We start from the raw sequence: 22,825 nt of genomic DNA on the forward strand, positions 1-22,825 counted from the left end.
AAATAAAATGGGAAATTTAAAATTAGGTATCAATGGTTTTGGCCGTATAGGTCGTATCGTTTTTAGAGCAACCGTAAAACGTGATAACGTAGATGTTGTAGCGATCAATGACTTATTAGATGTTGAGCACTTAGCATACCTTTTAAAATACGACTCAGTACACGGAAACTTTGATGGTACTGTTGAGGTAAAAGACGGTAACCTCGTGGTAGATGGTAAAACAGTACGTATCACTGCAGAGCGTGACCCTAAAAACCTTAAGTGGGATGAAGTAGGAGCAGATGTTGTTGCAGAATGTACCGGTATCTTTACTTCTATGGAGACTGCTGATTATCACATTCAGGCAGGTGCTAAGAAAGTTGTTATTTCTGCACCTTCTAAAGATGTACCTATGTTTGTAATGGGAGTTAATCATAAAGATGTAACTGCAGATAACAAGATCGTTTCTAATGCATCTTGTACTACAAACTGTCTTGCTCCATTAGCAAAAGTTCTTAACGATGCTTATGGTATCGAAGAAGCTTTAATGACTACAGTACACGCTACTACCGCAACACAAATGACTGTTGATGGTCCTTCTAAGAAAGACTGGAGAGGTGGTCGTTCTGCTTTAGCAAACATCATCCCTGCAAGTACTGGTGCTGCTGTTGCTGTAACTAAAGTTATTCCTGAATTGAAAGGGAAATTAACCGGTATGGCTTTCCGTGTTCCTACTCCAGATGTATCTGTTGTAGATTTAACGGTAAAACTTTCTAAAGACACAAGCTACGAAGACATCAAGAAGACCTTTAAAGCGGCTTCTGAAGGTGAGATGGCTGGTGTATTAGGATATACTGAAGAAGCAGTAGTTTCTCAAGACTTTGTAAGTGACCCACGTACTAGTATTTTTGATGCAGGTGCTGGTATTGAATTGAATTCTAAATTCTTCAAGATCGTTTCTTGGTATGATAATGAGTTTGGATATTCAAACAAGTTAGTTGACTTAGCGGAATACGTTAATTCACTTTAATCGTATTAACTGAATATATGCCCTTTAAACCATTATGGTTTAAAGGGTTTTTTAAACTCTTACAAACACATGATATTATTAGTAGATAGCGGATCGACAAAGACTGACTGGATCGCATTAAATGCTGAAGGTACCGAAATATTTCAAACACAAACTTTTGGACTCAATCCACAAGTTTTGTCTGCAGAAATCTTAACAGAGCGTATCATCAACAACTATGAATTGTACAAACATCGTCACGATGTGACTCACGTGCACTTTTATGGTGCCGGTTGTGGTACTCAAAAACCTAAGGAATTAATCCAGGGTGTTTTTGAAGATTTTTTTGATAAAGCACAGGAAATCGACATTAAAGAAGATACCTATGCTGCGCTTTACGCTACTACTAGAAAAGATGAAGCCGGTATTGTTTGTATCATTGGTACAGGTTCTAACTGTAGCCTTTATGACGGTGAGAATATAGAGCAAAAGGTAACTTCATTAGGATATATCCTGATGGATGATGGTAGCGGAAATTATTTTGGACGTCAACTTTTGCGTGATTTCCACTTTAATAAGATACCTAAAGAACTTGCCTATGAGTTTGCTAAGCAATTTGATTTAACGGCAGAAAGCATTAAAAATCATTTGTATAAAATGCCAAATCCTAACACCTATTTGGCGCAGTTTGCACGCTTTGTGATCACTAATAAAGATCACGAATACTGCAGAAAACTCATCCGTAAAGGGTTTAAATTATTTATTGAGCATCAAATTCTTCAATTTGAGAATGCTAAAGAAATACCGGTGCACTTTGTAGGTTCAATTGCATTTTATTTACAAGCTGAGCTGAAAGAATTACTTCAGGAGTATGACCTGAAAATTGGTAAAGTTCTAAAACGTCCTATTGAAGGATTAGTGGCTTACCACAAAAATTATATGATGGTGTAAGTACAACTACACCTATCAATATTAAAAAAGCCTGAACGCATCGTTCAGGCTTTTTTAATGCTTTTTGTGCAAGAGCTTATTTTATTGCGATAACCGAAATTTCAACGTTTACAAATTTAGGGAGGTTAGCCACTTCAACAGTTTCACGAGCCGGAGCGGTTTCTTCATTAAAGAAAGTTCCATAAACTTCATTTACTTGTGCAAAGCTGTTCATGTCGCTTAAAAAGATCGAGCTTTTAACCACATTTTCAAATGTGAGTCCGGCTTCGGTTAAAATAGCTTCTAAATTTTGCATTACCATTTTAGTTTCCGCAGCAATATCTCCGCTAACGAGTTCGCCGGTTTTTGGATCCAACGGAATTTGACCACTTACAAAAAGCGTGTCTCCTGCAAAAACCGCTTGATTGTAAGGTCCTATAGGTGCCGGAGCATTTTTGGTACTAATGATTTTTTTCATGGTATTTGGTTTTTTAGATTGGTTTAAAGTTGCTGATCTGGCGTGCGACGCTGCTCGTATTTCAGATCACTTAAGACGCTAGACTTAATTCCTATAAAGAAGTTCCAAGAAGCGTAGGTTCCAAATGGAGTCCAAGCAAAAGTCATGTTAAAACTCTCCAGATCTCGCGCAAAGCGCAACTGAGTTGGTGTAAATTTCCCCGTGGTAAGGTCAATACCAGACGAGGCACCAACAAACCATTTTTCGCCAAGCTCCACATCGCCACTAAAGTTGATCGCGTGCGAAGTGATCATATTTTGGCGGGCTGCATTTCCATAATTCACATTATAGTTTACCCGCAAATTCCACGGAATGGTATAATTGTACAATTCCTGTTCTTTATCAGGATCTTCGTCTGCGCCCTCGGTGTCATTAAACTTGTTTTGCAATTGCCTGCTGTCTTCTCCAAGTAAGTTGTCGCGCCTACCGCCATTACGAGCGGTCTGCGTGTTTTCATCTTCAAGATCGTCATTTTCTTTCCCAAAACTTTTACTGCTGAAGGAGTAACCAAAGTTAGCGCTCGCATTGGTCAGTCTAAAAAGGCTTCCGCCATTGGCAATATTCAGTTTGTCTATGCGTCGGTTGTTATTATTTAAAGCATAAGGGTCAAGCGTCATATTAAAGTTTACGCTTAGCTTGCTTTGAATGATCGGGATGGTCCCTCGTACCGAAACCGGACTTAGTTTTAAACTGTCTGCTAAAAAGTTATAGTTGGTAGAGATAGCCAGGTTGCTGATCAGGTCTATCTTTTTGGGCTCAATGGCAGTACTGTCTTTATCACGCACTTTAGCCTCAACAGTGTTGTTTACGCTAAAGCTAATTCCGCTAGAGCTAAAATTACTGGGAGCTCCGTAGAAACCGCCTTCAAAACGAGAGTAAGTAACCTCGCGCGTAAGATCGCCATTAGGGTCGTCGAGTTCAGGTGCTAAGAAGGTCTCATAATATTGATCAAAAGCCGGATTGTAGTTGAAAGAGACCGAAGGTTTCATCGTATGACGGATAGCCTGAATCTTTTTATCGTCTCCAAAATTAGCCTGACCGTAAACCGTGGTTCCCACGCTGGTACTAAAATTATACGTATTAAAACGATCAAAACCATTAACGGTATCGAGTACGATCTCGCGGGTGGTTGTGTCAAAACGTTGATCAATAGTTTCGAAAACCCAGCTTTCCTGAAGGTTTGTACTCGCCGAAACACTAAAGTGTTTAAACAGTTTAAAGTTGGTCGTCACAGGGATGCTGTGACGCACGCCTAACTCAGCATCTCTAAACATTTGTGGGGTGAAAAATAAGCTGTCTGTCGTTTCAAAACGGTTTTCTCCACTCATACTGTAGTTGAAGTTGATGTTTTGAAAAATTCCTTTTTTGCTTCCGGCTTTAGGTGCAAATGGGTAGATACGATCTACGTTAAGATTTACACTAGGCAAGGTCATATTTATAGCTTGCGTTTGTGTGTTTTGAGAGTGTCTCGCCGTAAGGGCTAAATTTACCTGCGGAACGGTTTGAAACGTCTTAGAATAAGACACCGAAGAACTCAACGTGTTAGTTAATCTACTCGCCGTATTATCAATGTTTGTTGACTGTTGAAAGTAATTACTACTTCCTAGGTTTACCGAAGCAGAAAATCTGGAATTGGGATTTGACTTACTATCTTGACTATGCGACCACTGAATGTTGTAGGTGTTGGTTTCAGAAAAATCAGGCAAACCACGCTCACTAGATAACAGACGCTCAAAACGAATGTTTACATTACCACTAAACTTATAACGTTTTCTATAGGCGCTGGCTGCGCGCAGCGCGTAACTTCCGTTAGTGTAGTAATCACCCGTTAGCGTAAGGTCCATATAATCATTCAGTGCAAAATAATAACCACCATTTTGCAGAAAGTACCCACGCTCATTATTTTCTCCCGGAGAGGGCATAATAAATCCTGATACGCTGGTTTCCTTTTCCATAGGAAAATAAGAAAAAGGAACACCTAAAGGAATTGGGACGTCATACACAAACATATTGACCAGCCCGGTAACGATTTTTTTATTGGGAACGAATTTTACTTTTCGCGCATAAAAATAGTACTCAGGATCTTCTTCATTTTCACTGGTGGTAAAGCGCACGTTTTTCATAAATACAACCGAGTCGTTTACTCGCTTGCTCACTTCATTTTTGATATAAAATTCTTGCTGCTGGGTACGCGAACCGTAAATAAGTGCTTTTTCGGTTTTAAAATTATATTTGATAGAATCAGGCTCAACGGTATTTGGGCCTTGAACAAAAACCGGAGGTTGCGTGTAACCGGTAGAATCGGTTATACCTTTAGCAAAAACAGTATTAGTATTGTTATCCACGATGATTTGCCCGGCAGTAATGGTGATATCTGTATAAGCAACCTGCGCTTCATTATAGAGGTAGAGTTTGTTTGCTCTACGGTCAAATCTAGAATAATCGGTAGCGGTATATTTAACAATATCGGTAAGCGCTTCGCGCGGAGCAACAATGCTATCTTGAGCGGTACTGTCTTGAGCGCTTTCGTCTGGCGTCTCAACGAGCAAGTTTCCTTTAGGAATGAGTCGGTTATTAGATTCCGTAGTATCTGCAGGAATCGTTTTTAGCGTATTAACCGGAAGTTCCTGAGCTTGTAAAGACCCATAGTAACTAAGGCTTAAGCCTAAAACTAGCAGTACTGAAAGGATCTTTGTTTGCAATGGGATTAATACTATTTTTGTAAATGTAAGGGCAATTTTCAAAGTGCCAAAATTACATCTATTTTTTAGAAGCCCTAAAGTTATACGCATTAAATATGGCGAAAGAAACTTTACAAATCTTCTGCATTTTAGAAATATGTTGAATAAAACTTTTAAGTACTCCTTAACGTGCAAAAATGATTTCTATTTATAAAATAGGAGCGCTTGATTGACGTTACCCAAATATGAGAACGATAACAACCTATATATTAGTATTCCTTCTGGCAGTGACTGGGCAAAATATTTTTGCAAACAAAAAACCTGCTGACACTAAGAAATTTGTGGTGGTCATTGATGCCGGGCACGGCGGAAAAGATCCCGGGAAAAACGCTAAAGGAAATCTGCTTGAAAAAAACATCGCGCTTAAAATTGCATTGTTAGTAGGAGAAGAGCTCCAAAAGCAAAGTAATATAGAAGTGGTATATACCCGTAAAACTGATGTTTTTGTAGAACTCGCAGAGCGCGGTGCAATCGCCAACCGGGCAAATGCAGATCTGTTTGTCTCTATACATTGTAATGCCCATAATTCTCAGGCATTAGGTGCAGAAACTTATGTTTTAGGGTTGCACCGAAATAAAACCAATTTTGAGGTTGCTAAAGCAGAAAATGAGGTGATTTATCTGGAGGATAATTATGAGGAAAAGTATGCGCAGTATAACTTGAATTCGCCTGAATCTTTAATTGGACTTACTTTAATGCAGGAAGAATTTTTAGATCAAAGTATTCAGTTGGCGAGTTATGTTCAGGATAATTTTAGAGTAAAACTACACCGCAAAGACCGAAGCGTAAAACAAGCAGGGTTTGTGGTTTTGCACCAAACCGTTATGCCGAGTATTCTTATTGAAACAGGTTTTATTACTAATAATGAAGAGGGGCGGTATTTGAATTCGTCTAACGGTCAAAAAGAAATTGCTCACGCCATCGCTGAGGCAGTAGGGAAATATAAAGACAATGTAAGCACCAATGATTTTCTGGGGATTACTAAGGTGGTTCCGGCGGTAGAGGTTAAAGATGTCATTGTAGACGATGCTATTTTTAAAGTGCAAATAGCCGCAAGCAGTCGCAGTCTGGATACGAAGCCTTATAACTTTAAGGGGTTAAGAGGTATTCAGAAAAATAAAGAAGGTAAGTTGTATAAATACTATTACGGCGATACCTCTAACTACACAGAAATTGAACGGAAATTGCAGGAAGCAAAATCTAAAGGATACAAGACTGCGTACATCGTCGCTTTTAAAAATGGGATTAAGCAAAACGCAAATGAATTTATAAATAAAAGTTAGCGTGTAAAGCCTTAATAGAATTTATTCCTAAATTTGAGGCTCATCAAAAAAAAATTACATTGAACATTTCTAGAGAAGTAAAAACAGGTCTTCTGGCAGTAATTGCTATAGCTCTGCTCATCTTCGGTTATAGTTTTTTAAAAGGGAATAACCTCTTAAATAACGACCGAACCTACTACGCAATTTACGACAATGTAGAAGGCTTGTCACAAGGCTCTAACGTTACCATTAACGGTCTTGTGGTAGGTAAAGTATTGTCTATTGACTTTGCTGATTCTCGTGGGGATCTTTTAGTGACCTTTAATGTTCAGAATGATTTTCAATTTTCAAAAAACAGTAAAGCCCAGATTTACGGAGGTGGATTGATCGGCGGAAAGAACCTTTCTATCGTTCCTGACTATGAGCGTGGCGATGTTGCAGAATCAGGAGATACGTTGCAGGGGACTATTGACGAAGGTATTTTTGAACTGGTTAATGAGCGCCTTACGCCATTACAAGCTAAAGTAGAAGAGGTGATCAATAGTACTGACTCTGTTCTCGTAGGTGTATCAGATGTTTTAGATAAAAAAACGCGTAAAAATTTAAGAGAAACCATTGAGCAGATCAGTCAGACTGCGGCTAACTTTAATCAGGCTTCTAACTCGCTTAACAAGCTTTTAGCTGATAATGACCAGAAACTTACCCGTACGTTTACCAATCTTGATGAGATGTCTGCCAACTTTAATAAAGTGAGCGATAGCCTTTCAAAGGTTGATGTGAACGCTTTGGTGATGCGTATGGAAAGTGTATTGGCCGACTTTGAAAGCATTTCTTCAAAAATTGAAAATGGAGAAGGCACTTTAGGTCAGTTTATCAATGACGATAAAATGTACAATAACCTAGAGCGTGCCACTAAGCAAATGGAAGAATTGATGCAGGACATCAAGCTCAATCCTAAGCGCTATGTACATTTTTCGGTATTCGGGAAAAACCCGGGACCGTATGAAGAGCCCAAAGATTCACTTAGATAATTTCTATGCAGTATTTACCTAATATTTTGTTTGTAATTGCGCTCGCAGCAGGAGTAGGCTTTTTTGTATTCAATATTAAAAAGCTTATTCGCAACATTAAATTAGGTCGCGATGAAGACCGCACAGATAACAAAACACAGCGTTTTAAAAATATGGCTAAGATTGCGCTTGGTCAATATAAAATGGTCGTGCGTCCTGTTTCAGGGATTATTCACGTTTTAGTCTATCTTGGTTTTATCATTATTAATCTTGAGGTTCTAGAGATCATCATTGACGGGATTTTTGGTACGCACCGTATTTTTAGTTTCTTAGGTGGGTTTTACGATTTCTTGATCGCGGTTTTCGAAATTTTTGCGCTTTTGGTTTTGGTAGGTGTGATCATCTTCTGGATCCGCCGAAATATACTTCACATCAAGCGTTTCTTGAACCGGGAGATGAAAGGTTGGCCTAAATTAGATGCTAACCTCATTCTTTATTTTGAAGTGGTTTTGATGCTGTTGTTCTTGACGATGAATGCGGCAGACTTGACGTTGCAGACTAAAGGTGCTGAACATTATGCCAGTGCAGAAGGAATTGTAGGAGCCTTTCCTGTAAGTCAATTTATTGCGCCATTTTTTGAAAACTTAAGCATCCCTACGTTAATCGTGATTGAGCGTGCGGCGTGGTGGATTCATATTTTAGGAATTTTAGTATTCTTAAACTATCTCTATTATTCAAAACATTTACATATTCTGCTTGCATTCCCCAATACGTATTTTGCACGTTTAAAGCCGCAGGGACAATTTGATAATCTCGAGGCAGTGACCAATGAGGTTAAATTGATGATGGACCCTGAAGCTGACCCGTACGCGATGCCTGAAGAAGGGGCGGAAGATGAGGTGCCGGCAAAATTTGGAGCCAGTGAAGCTACAGATTTAAGTTGGGCACAGTTATTAAATGCCTATACCTGTACAGAGTGTGGTAGATGCACTAGCGAGTGCCCTGCAAATCAAACAGGAAAAAAGCTTTCGCCACGTAGAATTATGATGGCAACTAGAGATCGTATAGAAGATATAGGCAAAAATATAGATGCTAATAAAGGAACCTTTAAAGAAGACGGCAAACAATTATTAGATGACTATATTAGCCGTGAAGAATTATGGGCGTGTACAACGTGTAACGCGTGTGTAGAAGCCTGCCCGGTAGGGATAAACCCGTTATCTATTATTATGGATATGCGTCAGTATTTAGTGATGGAACAGAGCGCTGCTCCTACTGATCTTAACAACGCGATGACTAATATAGAAAACAATGCAGCTCCGTGGCCTTTCAATCAAATGGATAGAGCCAATTGGATCTCTGAAAACTAGAAACCAACCAGTAAATATCAAAATAGAGAACTCATGAAAAAAGAGGAAGTAGACAAAATGTTAAGCGACAAACTGCAAGACGGCGAACACGTAAGCCCGGTTTTGCCGGAAGGAGTTAAAAACTACCTCATTGACATAGACGGTACAATTACAGAAGATGTGCCTAACGAAGAGCCTGAGCGTATGGCAACGTGCAAACCATTTCCGGATGCTTTGGCAACCTTAAACAAATGGTATGATGAAGGGCATATTATATGTTTCTTTACTTCTCGTACCGAAGAGCACCGTGAGGTGACTGAAAACTGGCTTAATAAGCACGGTTTTAACTATCATAGTCTTTTAATGGGAAAACCACGCGGTGGTAACTATCACTGGATCGATAATCACCTAGTGCGTGCTACACGCTACAAAGGTAAATTTACAGATCTTGTAGAAAAAGATGTAACAATTGAAGTATTTAAAGATTAAGTTCTTTAAAAAATAGCAAATATTAAAATTATGGCAGAAGCTATCAAGGTACCTACGATGGCAGAATATATGGCGCAAGGAAAGTCTCCAGAAGTACTGTTTTGGGTAGGCTGCGCCGGAAGTTTTGACGATCGGGCAAAAAAGATCACAAAAGCATTTGTTAAGCTCTTAGCAAAAGCCGGGGTCGATTTTGCAGTATTGGGTACTGAAGAAAGCTGTACAGGCGATCCTGCAAAACGTGCAGGAAACGAGTTTTTATTCCAGATGCAGGCGGTGACAAATATTGAGGTTCTAAATGCATACGACGTGAAAAAAATCGTTACTGCTTGTCCGCATTGTTTTAATACTATTGCTAATGAATACCCCGGTTTAGGCGGTAATTATGAGGTGTTGCACCATACACAGTTTTTAAAAACGCTTATTAAAGAAGAACGTCTAACTGTAGAAGGAGGCAAGTTTAAAGGAAAGCGTATAACCTTTCACGATCCGTGTTATTTGGCACGCGCCAATCGCATTTACGAGGCGCCTCGAGATTTGCTTGAAAAGCTTGAGGTTGAACTAGTAGAAATGAAGCGCTGCAAGACTAAAGGCTTCTGCTGTGGAGCTGGAGGTGCACAAATGTTTAAAGAGCCGGAGCCAGGAACTAAAGATGTAAACATCGCACGTACCGAGGAGGCACTAGAAACAAAGTCTGAAGTTATCGCTGCTGCTTGTCCTTTTTGCAACACAATGATGACCGATGGGGTTAAAAACAAAGAAAAAGAAGATGCTGTTGCGGTGATGGATATTGCAGAAATGATCGCCTCAGCCGAAGATTTATAGAGCAGTATTGTTCTAATTTTTAAGCCACTCTCAAACAGAGTGGCTTTTTTAATTTTGCTATTCAAATAGCTACAGACTTTATATTGGTATTTTGAGGTTCTAAGCCTTCAATTTCAGAGCCTTTTAACAGTATCTATTTTAAAGAGACCTTGAATAAATGTTAAGTTTGTGAGACTTAAATATCACGTATTTTATGTTGACTCCATTTTCAGAATTATCAGATACATCAAGACTTTGGATTTACCAAAGCGACCGCAAATTCAACGAAGAAGAACTGCCGCTGCTTCAGCAGTATTTATCAGCTTTTTTAGAAAAGTGGACGGCACACGGTGCAGCCTTGAATGCAGGTTTTGAGATCAAGTATGACCGCTTCATCATCATCGGTCTTGATCAAACACAAAGCTCAGCCAGCGGATGTTCTATTGATGCTCAGGTACATTTTATTCAAGAGCTTGAAAAGGAATTTTCGGTGGCCTTGCTTGATAAAATGAATGTAACCTACATTCAGAATGATCGTTTGCATTTTAAACCTTTAGCAGATTTTAAAAAGATGGCTAAAGATGGCGCGGTTGGTAAGAAAACCATAGTATTTAACAACCTAGTGAATACTAAAGAAGAATATTTAGATCAGTGGGAGGTTCCTGCAATAGAAAGTTGGCATAGTCGTTTCTTTTAATAACTAATGCTCAAATTTTTAATTCCGTAATCGGGGAAAAAGTACATATGCTAAGAGATCGTTTTATACTGGGAGTAGTTCTTTTACTTACAATATCCTGTTTTTCACAAACTAAAAATCCGCTTATCGCTAAAGACTTAACAGAGCAGCAAGCTTGGGTTGATAGTATTTACGATGGGATGACATTGAAAGAAAAAATAGGTCAGCTTTTTATGGTTGATGTTTTTTCTAGAGATCCCAAATCGGTAACCGATGCGGTCAAAACACTGATCAAGAAACATCACATAGGCGGACTCATTTTTTCAAAGGGTGGCCCGGTTCGGCAAGCCAAACTTACTAATGAATACCAAGCCTTGAGCAAAGTGCCATTAATGGTTGCAATGGATGCCGAGTGGGGATTAGCGATGCGCTTAGATTCTACTTACGCGTTTCCTTGGAATATGACCTTGGGAGCGATCAAAGATGATAAGCTTGTTGAACAGGTAGGAAGACAAATAGGCTTGCACAGTAAGCGTATGGGAGTTCACATCAATTTTGCTCCGGATGTCGATATCAATGTCAATCCAGAAAACCCTATTATTGGGAATCGTTCTTTTGGTGAAGATCGCGATAATGTCACAGATAAAAGTGTCGCCTTTCTTCGAGGGATGCAGGGAGTTGGAGTTTTAGGAAGCGCAAAACATTTTCCCGGTCACGGAGATACCAATCAGGATTCGCACAAAACCTTGCCCACAATTCCTTTTTCGCGCAAGCGTTTAGATTCCATTGAAATGTACCCGTATAAAAAGGTAATTGACGCTGGGATCGCAAGTATTATGGTTGCGCATCTTAATGTTCCTGCTTTAGATAACCGAGCGGGATATCCCACATCGTTATCCGGCAAGGTGGTGACTGGTATTCTTAAAGACAGCTTGGGCTATCAAGGTCTAATTTTTACCGATGCCCTTAATATGAAAGGTGCGTCTAATTATGACGAGCCGGGAGAAATTGATTTAGCTGCTTTTAATGCAGGGAACGATATTTTGTTGATGAGCGAGAATGTGGCCAAAGCTATTGCCAAAATCGAGGAAGCCTATACTAAGGGTACGATTACAGAAAAACGCTTAGCACGTTCTGTAAAGAAAATACTATTTGCCAAGTTTAAAGTGGGGCTCAATAACTATGAGCCTATTGCGATGCAAAACCTGTATCAGGATTTGAATAGTCCTGAGGACGAAGTAGTGTATCGCAAAGCTATGGCTAATGCGCTGACGGTCCTGAAAAATAATCAGGCCATCTTACCGGTCAAGAATATTGAAGATAAAAAGATCGCTTATGTAGAGCTGGGCGATGATAGTGGCGCTCCGTTTTATATTGGGCTTCAGAAATATGCTAAGGTGACAAAAATCGAAGCAGCTTCGGCATCTGACTATGTCAACAAGTTAGCAGATTTTAATTACGTCATCATCGGTTTTCACCGATCTAATGACAACCCTTGGAAATCTTATAAGTTTACAGCAAGAGAAGTCGGTATTATTGAGGCTATTGCTGCCGCAAAACCAACGGTGTTGGATGTATTTGTTAGACCTTATGCGTTATTTGATCTAAAAAACACAACCAATCTAGAAGGGGTGGTTATGTCGTATCAAAATAGCACGATAGCGCAAGATTTGAGTGCGCAGCTTATTTTTGGAGCGATCGAAGCTAAAGGAAAATTGCCGGTTTCTGTAGGAACTGACTTTAAGATCAACACCAGTTACGAGACCGGAACGTTACGCCGCTTAAAATACGGTATTCCGGAAGAAGAGGGAATGGACTCTCAAAAGCTCAATAGTATTGAAGGTTTGATGAAAGAAGGCCTTACCGATGTGATGTTTCCGGGAGCTCAAGTCTTGGTGGCACGTCACGGAAAGGTGATCTACGAGAAAGCTTTTGGGTATCATACCTATACTAAGAAGCAACCCGTGCAACTTGATGATGTGTATGATTTGGCCTCAATGACCAAAATTCTGGCTACTTTACCATTGCTGATGAAGCGCTATGATGAAGGTAAATTGACCTTAGAGGATAAGCTGGGAACGCTTTTGCCTGTTTTACAAGGAACCAACAAACAAAGCATTACGGTTAAAGAAGTGTTGTCGCATTACGGCAGACTCAAACCGTGGATCCCTTTTTATAGAGCCACTTTTGATGATTCGGGGGCTTTGTCTAAAGCGTACTACCGCACAAGACCAGAAGAAAACTTTGATCTTAAAGTAGCCGAAGATCTCTACCTGCGAAATGATTATCCTGATACGATCGTAAAGATTATCGCAGACTCAGACCTTTTGAGTCGCCGTGTCTATAAATACAGTGATCTGTCTTATTTTTTATTTAAAAAGTATTTAGAAGACTCCGAAGGAGATGACCTTAACGGACTCACGCAAAAGTATTACTACCGTTCACTAGGAGCCAATAAAATGGGGTATAAACCATTAGATCGTTTAGCAAAAAAGGACATTGTACCTAGTGAGAATGATAACTACTGGCGTATGCAGCAAGTGCAAGGTTATGTACACGATATGGGCGCCGCTATGGAAGATAATATTGGTGGCCACGCCGGTCTTTTCAGTAATGCCAATGATGTGGCCAAAATGATGCAGATGTACCTGCAAAATGGTTATTATGGAGGTAAACGCTATTTTTCTAAAGAAACGATGGATGCGTTCAATACGTGTTATTATTGTAGTAATGGTGTGCGCAGAGGTGTAGGTTTTGATAAGCCTCAGCTAGGAACTGCCGGTCCTACTTGTGGTTGTGTAAGCGACAACAGTTTTGGACATTCAGGATTTACAGGAACTTTGACTTGGGCAGATCCTAAGACCGAAATCATCTATGTTTTTCTTTCTAACAGAACCTTTCCTACCGCAGATAATCGCAAATTGATCTCGTCTAGTTTGCGCACACGCATTCAAGAAGTCATTGAGAATGCGGTAATTCCATAGGCCTGGTTTTCAGATTAAGATTACCTACTTTTTCTAGTACTTAATGGCTGAATAAATTGGTATTTTTACATCATGAAAATAGCTATAGTTTGTTATCCTACTTTTGGAGGAAGCGGCGTTGTCGCTACCGAATTAGGAATTGCGCTCTCTAAGCGTGGTCACGAGGTGCATTTTATCACCTATAAGCAACCGGTTCGCCTTGATTTGCTTAACGAAAAGATCTTCTTTCACGAGGTAAATGTCCCGGAATATCCCTTATTTCATTTTCAGCCTTATGAGTTGGCGCTATCCAGTAAATTAGTCACTATTATCAAGGCCTATCATATAGATGTACTGCACGTGCATTACGCCATACCGCACGCTTATGCCGGGTATATGGCTAAAAAAATGCTTCAACAGGAAGGTATTACGATCCCAATGGTAACTACATTACACGGAACGGATATCACTTTAGTAGGAAATCATCCGTTTTACAAGCCTGCGGTAACTTTTAGTATTAATAAAAGCGATGTGGTGACTTCGGTTTCTCAAAGCTTAAAAGATGATACGAATCGGCTATTTGATATCAAACGTAAGATTAAGGTGATTCCTAATTTTATTGATTTAAGTACGGTTAAAAATACATTTACTGATTGCCAACGTGGCTTGATGGCCAGTGAAAATGAGCGCATCATCACCCATATTAGCAATATGCGGGAGGTAAAATGTATACCTGATGTGATCAAGACGTTTTACCACATTCAAAAGGAAATTCCATCTAAACTTATCATGGTAGGTGAGGGGCCGGAACGCGCTCCCGCAGAAACTTTAGCCGAAGAATTGGGCATCGCTAGTAAGGTGATCTTTTTGGGCAACAGTAATGAGATCGATAAAGTATTGTGTTTTTCAGATCTATTTTTACTTCCTTCTAAAGCCGAAAGCTTCGGTCTTGCCGCATTAGAAGCCATGGCTCACGGAGTTCCGGTAATTTCATCAAATGCCGGCGGACTTTCAGAAGTAAATATCAATGGGGTTTCCGGCTTTATGAGTGCTGTAGGAGCTGTTGAAGAAATGGCTCAGAATGCTTTACGTATTTTGAGTGCTGATGCAGACTTAGCACGTTTTAAGCAACAAGCACGGGAACAGGCAGCGAATTTCGCGATCGAAAAAATCGTGCCGATGTATGAGGAAGTCTACGAGAAGGCCATTCAAAAAAATGAGCCGAAGAAAACTTCGGTTTCCTAATCTAAAGGTGTGTAGCCATAAACTACACGTTAACGCTATCAGTACACACTATCTGAAGATAAGCTTAAGAGGAATAGCTTGGAAACAAATTTTTAATTGCGAGTTAAGCCTCAGAATATAGAACTCTTTGACAGTTCCAAAAAAAATCCCGCTCGATAAAGCGGGTTTTTATTTGATTCAATATGTTTTATTAGAACTGATAACGTATACCTAATGCGATATCAAAATCAAGATCGTCATTGTCGTAATAATCATTTCCGTCACCAAAACCTATCTCAGGTCTGAAATCAAGTGATAACACTAACGGAATGTCAAAATCATACTCAATACCTATGTCACCGGCAGCAAATACAAAGGTATCATCGTCATAGCGATTGTCGTCATAACCATATGATGCAAGACCACCACCTACACCGGCATACCAGTTAAAACCACCATCAATATTCCATACCCATTGGTATAAACCGGCTAGTTTAAACCCATCGTAGTTGTCTCCATCTCTCAACCCAAGGTCAAGCTCTAATCGGTTGTTTCCGCCAAGTGCACGCTGATACGAAATTTCAGCACCAAAACCGTCACTGTCTCCTAATCTAAGTCCTAACGCGTTAGGAGCAATATCCTGTGCTTGGGCAGAAAATGAAAATCCTGCGATAACTACAAAAGCTATAAGTAATTTTTTCATAAGTGTTTTTTTTAAATGTTAGTACTGCAAATGTAATCTTGAATAGCATCAGTGTTTACAGGGGTTGCGCCAATATTTTGTTAAGCTTGTCTAAGGTTTTGTTAACGATAAAGACCGGTAATAGTTGTACCTTTAGCCTATGATTACACATCTCACAGAAGCGCTAACTGAACTTAAAGAATCCCTTGACGGCGATTTATTTTTTGATGATTTGCATAAAACCTTGTATGCGACTGATGCATCGGTTTATCGTCAAATTCCCGCTGGTGTTGCGTTTCCTAAAAGTGAGCAGGATATTCAGCAGCTTATTCTTTTTGCTGAAAAAAATAAGATTGGTCTTATTCCACGTACGGCCGGGACTTCTCTTGCAGGACAGTGCGTAGGTGATGGTCTTGTGGTAGATGTGTCTAAATATTTTACTGAAATCATTTCGCTTGATTTGCAAAACAAAACGGTTACCGTTCAACCTGGGGTGATACGCGATGAGTTGAATCGCTATCTTGAACCACACGGTCTATTTTTTGCACCGAATACTTCAACCTCAAACCGCTGTATGATCGGTGGAATGGTAGGTAATAATTCTTCAGGAACTACTTCTATTCAATATGGCGTAACACGCGATAAGGTGTTGCAATTGAAAACCATTTTAAGTGATGCCAGTACCGTACGTTTCCATGAAATTTCAGCGAAAACATTTCATAAGAAGCGCAAGCTGAATACGCTTGAAGGAAAGCTGTATAGCGGAATCTACGACCAACTCAACAATGCAAAAGCACAAGAGGAAATTCGATCTAAATTTCCCAAACCTGAAATCCATCGTAGAAATACAGGTTACGCTTTGGACGCTCTGCTAGATAATTCGGTTTTTAAAAAAGAAAACGAGCAGCCGTTTAATATGTGCAAGTTGCTTTCGGGAAGTGAAGGAACGCTGGCATTTACTACTGAAATAACGTTACAATTAGACGAACTTCCTCCAAAACACGGAGTGATGGTTGCGGCGCATTTTGAAAGTATTACGGCCTGTTTAGAGGCGGTTGTACCAGCGATGCAGCATAAGCTGTATGCGTGCGAGATGATGGATAAGGTAATTCTTGATTGTACCCTCAATAATCGGGAGCAGCAGAAAAACCGCTTTTTTATTGAAGGCGACCCTGCTGCGATCTTAATGCTAGAAGTGCGTGCAAATACGCTAGACGATGCACGCAAACAAGCTGTGGAATTAATCAATACTATTGAAAATTCTGGGTTGAGCTATGCTTATCCTACCCTTGAAGGCTCCCAGATCAATCAGGCTTTGGAATTACGAAAAGCAGGCTTGGGCTTATTAGGAAATATTGTAGGTGACCGTAAGGCGGTAGCCTGTATTGAAGATACCGCCGTGGCATTAGAAGATCTTGCGCCTTACATTAATGAGTTTAGCACACTGATGGCTGACTTTAAACAGGATGCGGTGTATTATGCGCACGCAGGAGCCGGAGAGCTGCATTTGCGACCTATTCTTGATTTAAAGAAAGCAGACGATGTGGTCCTTTTTAGGAACATCACCACTGCAGTAGCAAACTTGGTTAAAAAATATCAAGGTTCGATGAGCGGCGAACACGGCGACGGACTCGTGCGTGGGGAGTTTGTAGAACTGATGATCGGCAGTGCCAATTATGAGCGTTTAAAGCAGATAAAGACACTCTTTGATCCACATAATATTTTTAATCCCGGAAAGCTGGTGAATGCTAATCCGATGGACGAGAACCTGCGCTACACTCCAGATCGAGAAGAACCGGAAATTGATACCTTACTCAATTTTGATGATACCCAAGGAATTTTACGCGCTGCAGAACAATGCAACGGAACAGGCGATTGTAGGAAACTACCGGCTGCCGGCGGAACGATGTGTCCCAGTTATCGCGCTACACGCGATGAAAAAGATTCCACACGTGGAAGAGCAAATGCCTTACGCGAATTCTTAACCCAATCAGAACGTAAGAACAGTTTTAATCATAAAGAATTAAAAGAGGTTTTTGATCTGTGCCTAAGCTGTAAAGCCTGTGCGAGTGAGTGCCCCAGTAATGTGGATGTCGCAGCCTTAAAAGCCGAATTTGAATACCAATATAAAAAGGAGAACGGGAGTTCGCTGCGCACACGAGCGTTTGCATTTAACGCATATTTAAATAAAGTAGGAGCAGTGCTTCCGGGGATTACTAACCGATTATACAAAGCTAAACTGAGTGGAAGATTTATCAGGAAAACCCTCGAAGTTGCTCCCGAGCGCAGCCTTCCGCCGGTATCTAAACGAACCTTGAGAGCGCGTTTTAAAAAATTGAAAGCTTTCAACCCTAAACAGCCTATCAAGACGGTCTATTTATTTGCCGATGAGTTTACCAATTATCTGGATGCGCAAATTGGTGAAGACGCCGTGATCTTATTACAGCGACTCAATTATGAAGTGCGTATAGTGGCGCACGCCGAGAGCGGCCGTTCTTTTATTTCTAAAGGGTTTTTGAAGGAAGCACGCAAAGCTGCTCAAAAAAACATCACTATTTTTAAAGAATTGATTGATGAGGAACATCCTCTAGTCGGAATTGAGCCTTCTGCGATTTTAGGTTTTCGGGATGAGTATATTCGGTTGGCAAAAGATATAGAGGAAGCTCAAATTTTAGCCAAAAACACCTTTACCATTGAAGAATTTCTAAGTGCTGAAATTAAAGCAGAACGTATCAAAGCAGCTTCGTTTACCACCGAAGCCCAGAGGCTGAAGATTCACGGGCATTGCCATCAAAAGTCCTTAAGCGGAATAGAACACACCTTTGCTATCTTAAACCTTCCGGTAAATTATACGCCTACGATCATTCCGTCTGGATGTTGTGGGATGGCTGGCTCTTTTGGGTATGAAAAGGAACATTATGCGTTGAGTATGCAAATAGGAGAGCAAACCCTGTTTCCTGCGGTACGCAGGGCTTCAGAAGACACGCTTATTGCCGCGCCGGGTACGAGCTGTAGGCATCAAATAAAAGACGGGACACAGCGCCAAGCGCAGCATCCCGTAACTATTTTAAAAAATGCTTTGGTTTAGATTTTCAGTAACACTGTAAACGTTGCTCCTCCTTCCGGTAAGATTTGAAAGCCTTCACTCAGGTTTTCTTGTGCTACAGCATAAGGGTAGAAGCTTACCGGTTCCACACAAACCATATTGGTGACTTCGGTCCACAGCATAAAATTGCCAAAACCTTCAGATTTCAGCGTGATCGAATTTTCGTCGTTCAGTGTGATCTCAGAACAATCAGGCACTTGAAAGGCTCGGCTTCCTACCTCCATAATTTCGGCTAGACTAATTTCTTTTTTAGCATTGAAAACCGTTGGTTTTTCGGTACGCAATTTAAAGGCAGGATGATACCCCAGCATGAAAGGCATTTCCGGTTCTCCATTAATGACGAATTCAATTTTGAGTCCATCTTCACTGAGACTGAATTGCTTTTTAAACACAAAATCATACGGCCAGCTCAGCCATTCTTCCGTAGATTTTTTAGGGAATTTCGAATTTTTGATCTTGGTTCCTGCGGTATACTGTTTTTCAAAAACCGCTGTAGTTGCTGTTGACGAAGTAAGCGTATAAGTGAGTTCGCGCAACAATCCGTGTTGATCTAGGATAGCCTCACCTTTAGGCGTTTTTACTTTAAAACTGGCTTCGTCTGTTGGGCCGATTATAGGAAACATTTCATCGTCAGATTTTCCCCAGCCGGGACTTCCCACTTGGTGAATATACTCATAGTCGTCTTTCTTAAAACTTGAAAGTTGACCTTTATCAATGCTTACGTTAAGATTGTTTAGTTGTAGTTGTGTCATTTTAGTTCAGCTTTTCTAAGGCGTTATAATAATCGAGATGTAAATCTTCGTGTAAGGCTTCGATCTTTTTATGAATGTATTCCAGTTGGCGTAAATACAAATTACGCAACGTATTGTTATTGCGAATCGCAGGGCGCACCGCGTGCATTTTTTCACAGAAATAAAGCAAGAGTTGTACTTCGGTCTCTTTATTTCCCGAATATCTGATGTACTTTTTAGTCTCGCGCAAAATCTTTCTGATGGACTTTTTCATCCAGTAATAATTTCGCGTGTTGAGCGTTTCAAATTGCTCATCGATGCTTTCTTTGATCAGTGTAACATAACCCGGCTCATAATCTGATTCAAAAAGCAAATAGGTGAGCAGTTCTTTGTTCTCTTTTTTGAATTTTGAGAGCCTTAAACAAATATTGAGAAGTTCGTCTTCATCTTTGTGTTTGAGTTCTTTTTTTAACTGCGTAACCGTAGCTGCTTTCATATCTGCAAGTTAACCAAAATGCTGTTAAAGCCCGTTAATACTTGGGTTTTAAACGCTAAAATATATCTAAAGTACTAGGATGCGGTACTGTTGATGCCTACTTTTAGACTAAACCAAAAAAAGAAAAATAATTATGAAATTTTCAAGAAAGGCATCAGCAAACTGGAAAGGGCAAATCAAAGCAGGAATGGGAACCATTTCTACTGAAAGTAAAGTTCTAGACGCATCAAAATATGGTTTTGCAACCCGTTTTGAAGACGGAAAAGGAACAAACCCAGAAGAATTGATTGGTGCTGCACACGCAGGTTGCTTCACGATGCAATTGACCGCTTTTTTAGGCGAAGAAGGCTACACTGCCGAAGATCTAAAAACGGACGCTAACGTAACTTTTGAGGATGGTGCAATCACCAAAATCGACTTGACCTTAGTGGGTAAAGTACCGGAATGTGACGCAGAAACCTTTAAAAAGATTGCAACCAAAGCAAAAGAAAATTGCCCGGTCTCAAAATTATTAAATGCTGAGATCAGCCTTGATGCAAGCTTAGAAGAATAACAAAATCTTCAATATAAATTTAAAACCTCCTCACCGGGAGGTTTTTTTATGCATAAGAAGCAAAGGTGTAAAGTGTATCTTTGAAGCACAAAACAATTAGAAGTGTCTCCTTTAGTCCTATACATTTTACCGGCAGTGATAGCGTTTTTAACCAGTTTCATGGTCGGGAGATTGCTATGCACACAGAAGTTAGCAGGGTATTTTATTGATGATGTGGGTGGAAAAAAACTACATCAAAGGGCGGTACCTGCCTCAGGAGGAATAGCATTGATCATTGGTGTTGTGCTCCCAATTGTATTATTTGACCAGATTATAATCAACAGTGCCTATTTCTATTTTATAATGGGAGCAATAGGGATGTTTGTATTGGGCTTGGTTGACGACCTCAAACCTTTGGGATGGTTGCTTAAGCTTCTTTTTGAGATCGCGATCATTACTGCGGTGGTGGTTTTAGGAGATTTGCGGTTAGAGTCGGTATTGTTAGAACACAGTTTTTTTCGGTTACCGTTTGCCTTGAGTGTTTTGATCAGTGTCGTGATGATCACTTTTTTAACGAATGCTTTTAATTTTATCGATGGCGTTGACGGGTTAGCGACGGCAGTAGCACTCATTTTCATATTAGGGTTATTGTATTTTCAGACGCTATTTTCGGGAGTCTTTTTGATGTGTCTGGCTGCTGCTTTATTCGGATTTAGGCAGTTGAACCGCGAGCCGGCGGCGTTGTTTATGGGGGACAGTGGTTCATTATTCATTGGTTTCTGCTGCGCTTGTTTAGGAATTTTCTTTTTAGAAGCAGATTTGAACATCAACAACACGCAATTAGACTCATTTCAGCAACGTTTACCAGTTCTGCTTGCGCTTTTTTGGTTTCCTATTGCAGATACGATTCGTGTCTTGATTTTACGACTAAGCCGCAAACAAGCACTTTTCAAAAGAGATAAATTACACAGTTATTCCTCGCTCCTGCGATTGGGATACAGCCATTCTAGAATTGTAACGCTTGTGGTGATTTTGACATTATTAAATGTATTTGGGGCTTGGTATTTAGAACCTCTTTTAGGGGTGTTGTTATTTCTGGTGGTACAAGTCGCATTCAGTATGGTACTACATTTCTATCTCAATAGTTTGATCAAGAATTTCACCAATTTAAAAGAAAACAGCAATGGCTGAGCCAAAAAAAATAGCGCTTGCATTGCCTTCTATTGAGGCCACGGCGGTAGATTATCTTGCTGAGGTTGTCAAGCAAAATTGGGTGACTTCCGGCGGACCCGCGGTGACAAAGTTTGAAAACCAACTCCGTGAATTCTTGCAAACGGATCGGGAAGTAGTGGCTTTAAACTCAGGAACTGCAGCCTTACATCTTGCTTTAAAATTAGCCGGCGTGCAACGCGGCGATTTTGTACTCTGCCAAACGATGAGTTTTGTAGCTTCTTCAAATCCGATAGCCTATTTAGGAGCGATCCCTGTTTTTATCGATAGCGAAAAGAGCACTTACAATCTTGCTCTTGAATATGTAAAGGAGGCTATTAAATGGTGCCTAAAACAAAACAAAAAACCGGCGGCTCTGGTTGCGGTTCATTCCTTTGGGATTCCCTGTCAAGTGGAAGAAATAGCCAAGCTTTGCAAAGATTATGAGATTCCATTGATTGAAGATGCAGCCGAAGCTTTAGGGAGCAGGTATAATGATCAAGCTTGCGGACTTTTTGGCGATTACGGTATTTTATCCTTTAACGGTAATAAAATCATCACCACCGGTGGCGGTGGTGCGCTGATTTGTAAAGATGCTCAAAAGACCGAAGAAGCCAGACATTTGTCGCGTCAGGCAAAAAGTACGACAACAGGATTTGAACACGATGCAGTAGGCTTTAATTATGCGATGCCGGGATTGAATGCAGCGCTTGGTTTGAGTCAGTTACAAACGCTCAAAGAACGAATTCAAAAGAAGCGGGAGCTGTATCAGTTTTATCAGGAATGCTTTACCGAAATAGAAGAAATTGAGGTCCTCAGCGTTCAAAATGAGGAATATTATACGAATTATTGGCTGACTGTAATTCGGTTTACAGGAAGTAATTTGACCAAAAATCCGGAACGATTTCAAGCTTTTTTAGCCGAAAAAGGAATTGAATCCCGTTTCCCTTGGAAGCCCTTGCATCTTCAAGAGATTTATGATGAACAGCATTATTTTGGAGCGCAACATGCGGAATCCTTATGGAAGACTGGATTGTGTCTGCCATCCGGATGTGGTTTGACAAAAGAAGATCTCAATCGAATTCAGCAGGCAATAAATGCGTATTTTTCGGCTTAATT

Annotated in this window: 19 protein-coding genes; 14 read left to right on the top strand and 5 right to left on the bottom strand. The window is 40.2% G+C overall.

The window, feature by feature from the left end:
• Positions 1-7: 7 nt before the first annotated feature.
• Entirely contained in the window at positions 8-1,009 is a 1,002-nt protein-coding gene (gene gap, locus LDL79_RS12555) for a type I glyceraldehyde-3-phosphate dehydrogenase (RefSeq protein ID WP_072984563.1), read from the top strand.
• 69 nt (positions 1,010-1,078) lie between these two features.
• Positions 1,079-1,939, top strand: coding sequence for a BadF/BadG/BcrA/BcrD ATPase family protein (locus LDL79_RS12560; RefSeq protein WP_072984565.1), 861 nt, complete (start codon positions 1,079-1,081; stop codon positions 1,937-1,939).
• Positions 1,940-2,015: 76 nt separating this feature from the next.
• On the opposite strand, the gene LDL79_RS12565 is transcribed toward LDL79_RS12560, so the two are convergent.
• Together LDL79_RS12565 and LDL79_RS12570 are read right to left on the bottom strand one after the other, a co-directional pair.
• On the bottom strand, positions 2,016-2,396 hold the full coding sequence (locus LDL79_RS12565; protein WP_225597916.1) for a RidA family protein: 381 nt from the start codon (positions 2,394-2,396) through the stop codon (positions 2,016-2,018).
• Between the two features lie 23 nt (positions 2,397-2,419).
• Positions 2,420-5,227: a putative LPS assembly protein LptD gene (locus LDL79_RS12570; RefSeq protein ID WP_225597917.1), complete on the bottom strand. Its 2,808-nt coding sequence runs from the start codon at positions 5,225-5,227 to the stop codon at positions 2,420-2,422.
• Between the two features lie 134 nt (positions 5,228-5,361).
• Here LDL79_RS12570 and LDL79_RS12575 point away from each other — a divergent pair, with 134 nt between their 5' ends.
• The 8 genes from LDL79_RS12575 to bshA all read left to right on the top strand — a co-directional run bounded on the left by LDL79_RS12575 (position 5,362) and on the right by bshA (position 14,971).
• Complete coding sequence (locus tag LDL79_RS12575; protein ID WP_225597918.1) at positions 5,362-6,459, top strand: N-acetylmuramoyl-L-alanine amidase family protein; 1,098 nt, start codon at positions 5,362-5,364, stop codon at positions 6,457-6,459.
• 59 nt (positions 6,460-6,518) lie between these two features.
• Positions 6,519-7,469, top strand: coding sequence for an MlaD family protein (locus tag LDL79_RS12580; protein ID WP_072984573.1), 951 nt, complete (start codon positions 6,519-6,521; stop codon positions 7,467-7,469).
• A 5-nt stretch (positions 7,470-7,474) separates the two neighbouring features.
• Positions 7,475-8,818: a 4Fe-4S dicluster domain-containing protein gene (locus LDL79_RS12585; RefSeq protein WP_225597919.1), complete on the top strand. Its 1,344-nt coding sequence runs from the start codon at positions 7,475-7,477 to the stop codon at positions 8,816-8,818.
• 33 nt (positions 8,819-8,851) lie between these two features.
• Complete coding sequence (locus LDL79_RS12590; protein WP_225597920.1) at positions 8,852-9,286, top strand: LNS2 domain-containing protein; 435 nt, start codon at positions 8,852-8,854, stop codon at positions 9,284-9,286.
• Positions 9,287-9,316: 30 nt separating this feature from the next.
• A complete protein-coding gene (locus tag LDL79_RS12595; protein ID WP_167596430.1) occupies positions 9,317-10,108 on the top strand; it encodes a (Fe-S)-binding protein in 792 nt (263 codons plus the stop codon).
• Positions 10,109-10,301: 193 nt separating this feature from the next.
• Positions 10,302-10,784, top strand: coding sequence for an ABC transporter ATPase (locus tag LDL79_RS12600; protein ID WP_225597921.1), 483 nt, complete (start codon positions 10,302-10,304; stop codon positions 10,782-10,784).
• Between the two features lie 47 nt (positions 10,785-10,831).
• A complete protein-coding gene (locus tag LDL79_RS12605; protein ID WP_225597922.1) occupies positions 10,832-13,747 on the top strand; it encodes a serine hydrolase domain-containing protein in 2,916 nt (971 codons plus the stop codon).
• 72 nt (positions 13,748-13,819) lie between these two features.
• On the top strand, positions 13,820-14,971 hold the full coding sequence (bshA, locus tag LDL79_RS12610) for an N-acetyl-alpha-D-glucosaminyl L-malate synthase BshA (RefSeq protein WP_225597923.1): 1,152 nt from the start codon (positions 13,820-13,822) through the stop codon (positions 14,969-14,971).
• A 190-nt stretch (positions 14,972-15,161) separates the two neighbouring features.
• On the opposite strand, the gene LDL79_RS12615 is transcribed toward bshA, so the two are convergent.
• A complete protein-coding gene (locus tag LDL79_RS12615; protein ID WP_072984585.1) occupies positions 15,162-15,653 on the bottom strand; it encodes a hypothetical protein in 492 nt (163 codons plus the stop codon).
• Between the two features lie 139 nt (positions 15,654-15,792).
• On the opposite strand from LDL79_RS12615, the gene LDL79_RS12620 reads away from it, so the two are divergent.
• Positions 15,793-18,720, top strand: a complete 2,928-nt coding sequence (locus LDL79_RS12620; RefSeq protein WP_225597924.1) for an FAD-binding and (Fe-S)-binding domain-containing protein — start codon at positions 15,793-15,795, stop codon at positions 18,718-18,720.
• Here the strand turns inward: LDL79_RS12620 and LDL79_RS12625 are convergent.
• Positions 18,717-19,490 carry an aldose 1-epimerase gene (locus LDL79_RS12625; RefSeq protein WP_225597925.1) on the bottom strand — a complete coding sequence of 258 codons (774 nt, stop codon included), beginning with the start codon at positions 19,488-19,490 and terminating at the stop codon, positions 18,717-18,719. The genes LDL79_RS12620 and LDL79_RS12625 overlap by 4 nt on opposite strands.
• Before the next feature lies 1 nt (position 19,491).
• The gene (locus tag LDL79_RS12630; RefSeq protein WP_225597926.1) at positions 19,492-19,965 is read right to left on the bottom strand and encodes a hypothetical protein; all 474 of its coding nucleotides are present in this window, start codon (positions 19,963-19,965) and stop codon (positions 19,492-19,494) included.
• Positions 19,966-20,098: 133 nt separating this feature from the next.
• On the opposite strand from LDL79_RS12630, the gene LDL79_RS12635 reads away from it, so the two are divergent.
• The 3 genes from LDL79_RS12635 to LDL79_RS12645 all read left to right on the top strand — a co-directional run bounded on the left by LDL79_RS12635 (position 20,099) and on the right by LDL79_RS12645 (position 22,823).
• Positions 20,099-20,518 carry an OsmC family protein gene (locus LDL79_RS12635; RefSeq protein WP_072984593.1) on the top strand — a complete coding sequence of 140 codons (420 nt, stop codon included), beginning with the start codon at positions 20,099-20,101 and terminating at the stop codon, positions 20,516-20,518.
• 159 nt (positions 20,519-20,677) lie between these two features.
• Positions 20,678-21,688, top strand: a complete 1,011-nt coding sequence (locus tag LDL79_RS12640) for an MraY family glycosyltransferase (protein ID WP_225597927.1) — start codon at positions 20,678-20,680, stop codon at positions 21,686-21,688.
• Positions 21,681-22,823 (top strand): aminotransferase class V-fold PLP-dependent enzyme, encoded by a 1,143-nt coding sequence (locus LDL79_RS12645; RefSeq protein WP_225597928.1) that lies wholly within the window; start codon positions 21,681-21,683, stop codon positions 22,821-22,823. The genes LDL79_RS12640 and LDL79_RS12645 overlap by 8 nt, the downstream gene beginning before the upstream one ends.
• Positions 22,824-22,825: the final 2 nt, after the last annotated feature.

It is taken from the genome of Leeuwenhoekiella palythoae (assembly GCF_020310025.1).
In the GTDB taxonomy this organism is placed as follows: Bacteria; Bacteroidota; Bacteroidia; order Flavobacteriales; family Flavobacteriaceae; genus Leeuwenhoekiella; species Leeuwenhoekiella palythoae.

Excerpts from the sequence above, each read along its gene's own strand:
- LDL79_RS12615 (WP_072984585.1), bottom strand. The coding sequence starts at position 15,653 with ATGAAAAAATTACTTATAGCTTTTGTAGTTATCGCAGGATTTTCATTT.
- LDL79_RS12645 (WP_225597928.1), top strand. The coding sequence starts at position 21,681 with ATGGCTGAGCCAAAAAAAATAGCGCTTGCATTGCCTTCTATTGAGGCC.
- LDL79_RS12585 (WP_225597919.1), top strand. The coding sequence starts at position 7,475 with ATGCAGTATTTACCTAATATTTTGTTTGTAATTGCGCTCGCAGCAGGA.
- LDL79_RS12640 (WP_225597927.1), top strand. The coding sequence starts at position 20,678 with ATGGTCGGGAGATTGCTATGCACACAGAAGTTAGCAGGGTATTTTATT.
- bshA (WP_225597923.1), top strand. The coding sequence starts at position 13,820 with ATGAAAATAGCTATAGTTTGTTATCCTACTTTTGGAGGAAGCGGCGTT.
- LDL79_RS12565 (WP_225597916.1), bottom strand. The coding sequence starts at position 2,396 with ATGAAAAAAATCATTAGTACCAAAAATGCTCCGGCACCTATAGGACCT.
- LDL79_RS12620 (WP_225597924.1), top strand. The coding sequence starts at position 15,793 with ATGATTACACATCTCACAGAAGCGCTAACTGAACTTAAAGAATCCCTT.
- LDL79_RS12590 (WP_225597920.1), top strand. The coding sequence starts at position 8,852 with ATGAAAAAAGAGGAAGTAGACAAAATGTTAAGCGACAAACTGCAAGAC.
- LDL79_RS12625 (WP_225597925.1), bottom strand. The coding sequence starts at position 19,490 with ATGACACAACTACAACTAAACAATCTTAACGTAAGCATTGATAAAGGT.
- LDL79_RS12635 (WP_072984593.1), top strand. The coding sequence starts at position 20,099 with ATGAAATTTTCAAGAAAGGCATCAGCAAACTGGAAAGGGCAAATCAAA.
- LDL79_RS12570 (WP_225597917.1), bottom strand. The coding sequence starts at position 5,227 with ATGCGTATAACTTTAGGGCTTCTAAAAAATAGATGTAATTTTGGCACT.
- LDL79_RS12560 (WP_072984565.1), top strand. The coding sequence starts at position 1,079 with ATGATATTATTAGTAGATAGCGGATCGACAAAGACTGACTGGATCGCA.
- gap (WP_072984563.1), top strand. The coding sequence starts at position 8 with ATGGGAAATTTAAAATTAGGTATCAATGGTTTTGGCCGTATAGGTCGT.
- LDL79_RS12575 (WP_225597918.1), top strand. The coding sequence starts at position 5,362 with ATGAGAACGATAACAACCTATATATTAGTATTCCTTCTGGCAGTGACT.
- LDL79_RS12595 (WP_167596430.1), top strand. The coding sequence starts at position 9,317 with ATGGCAGAAGCTATCAAGGTACCTACGATGGCAGAATATATGGCGCAA.
- LDL79_RS12605 (WP_225597922.1), top strand. The coding sequence starts at position 10,832 with ATGCTAAGAGATCGTTTTATACTGGGAGTAGTTCTTTTACTTACAATA.
- LDL79_RS12600 (WP_225597921.1), top strand. The coding sequence starts at position 10,302 with ATGTTGACTCCATTTTCAGAATTATCAGATACATCAAGACTTTGGATT.
- LDL79_RS12630 (WP_225597926.1), bottom strand. The coding sequence starts at position 19,965 with ATGAAAGCAGCTACGGTTACGCAGTTAAAAAAAGAACTCAAACACAAA.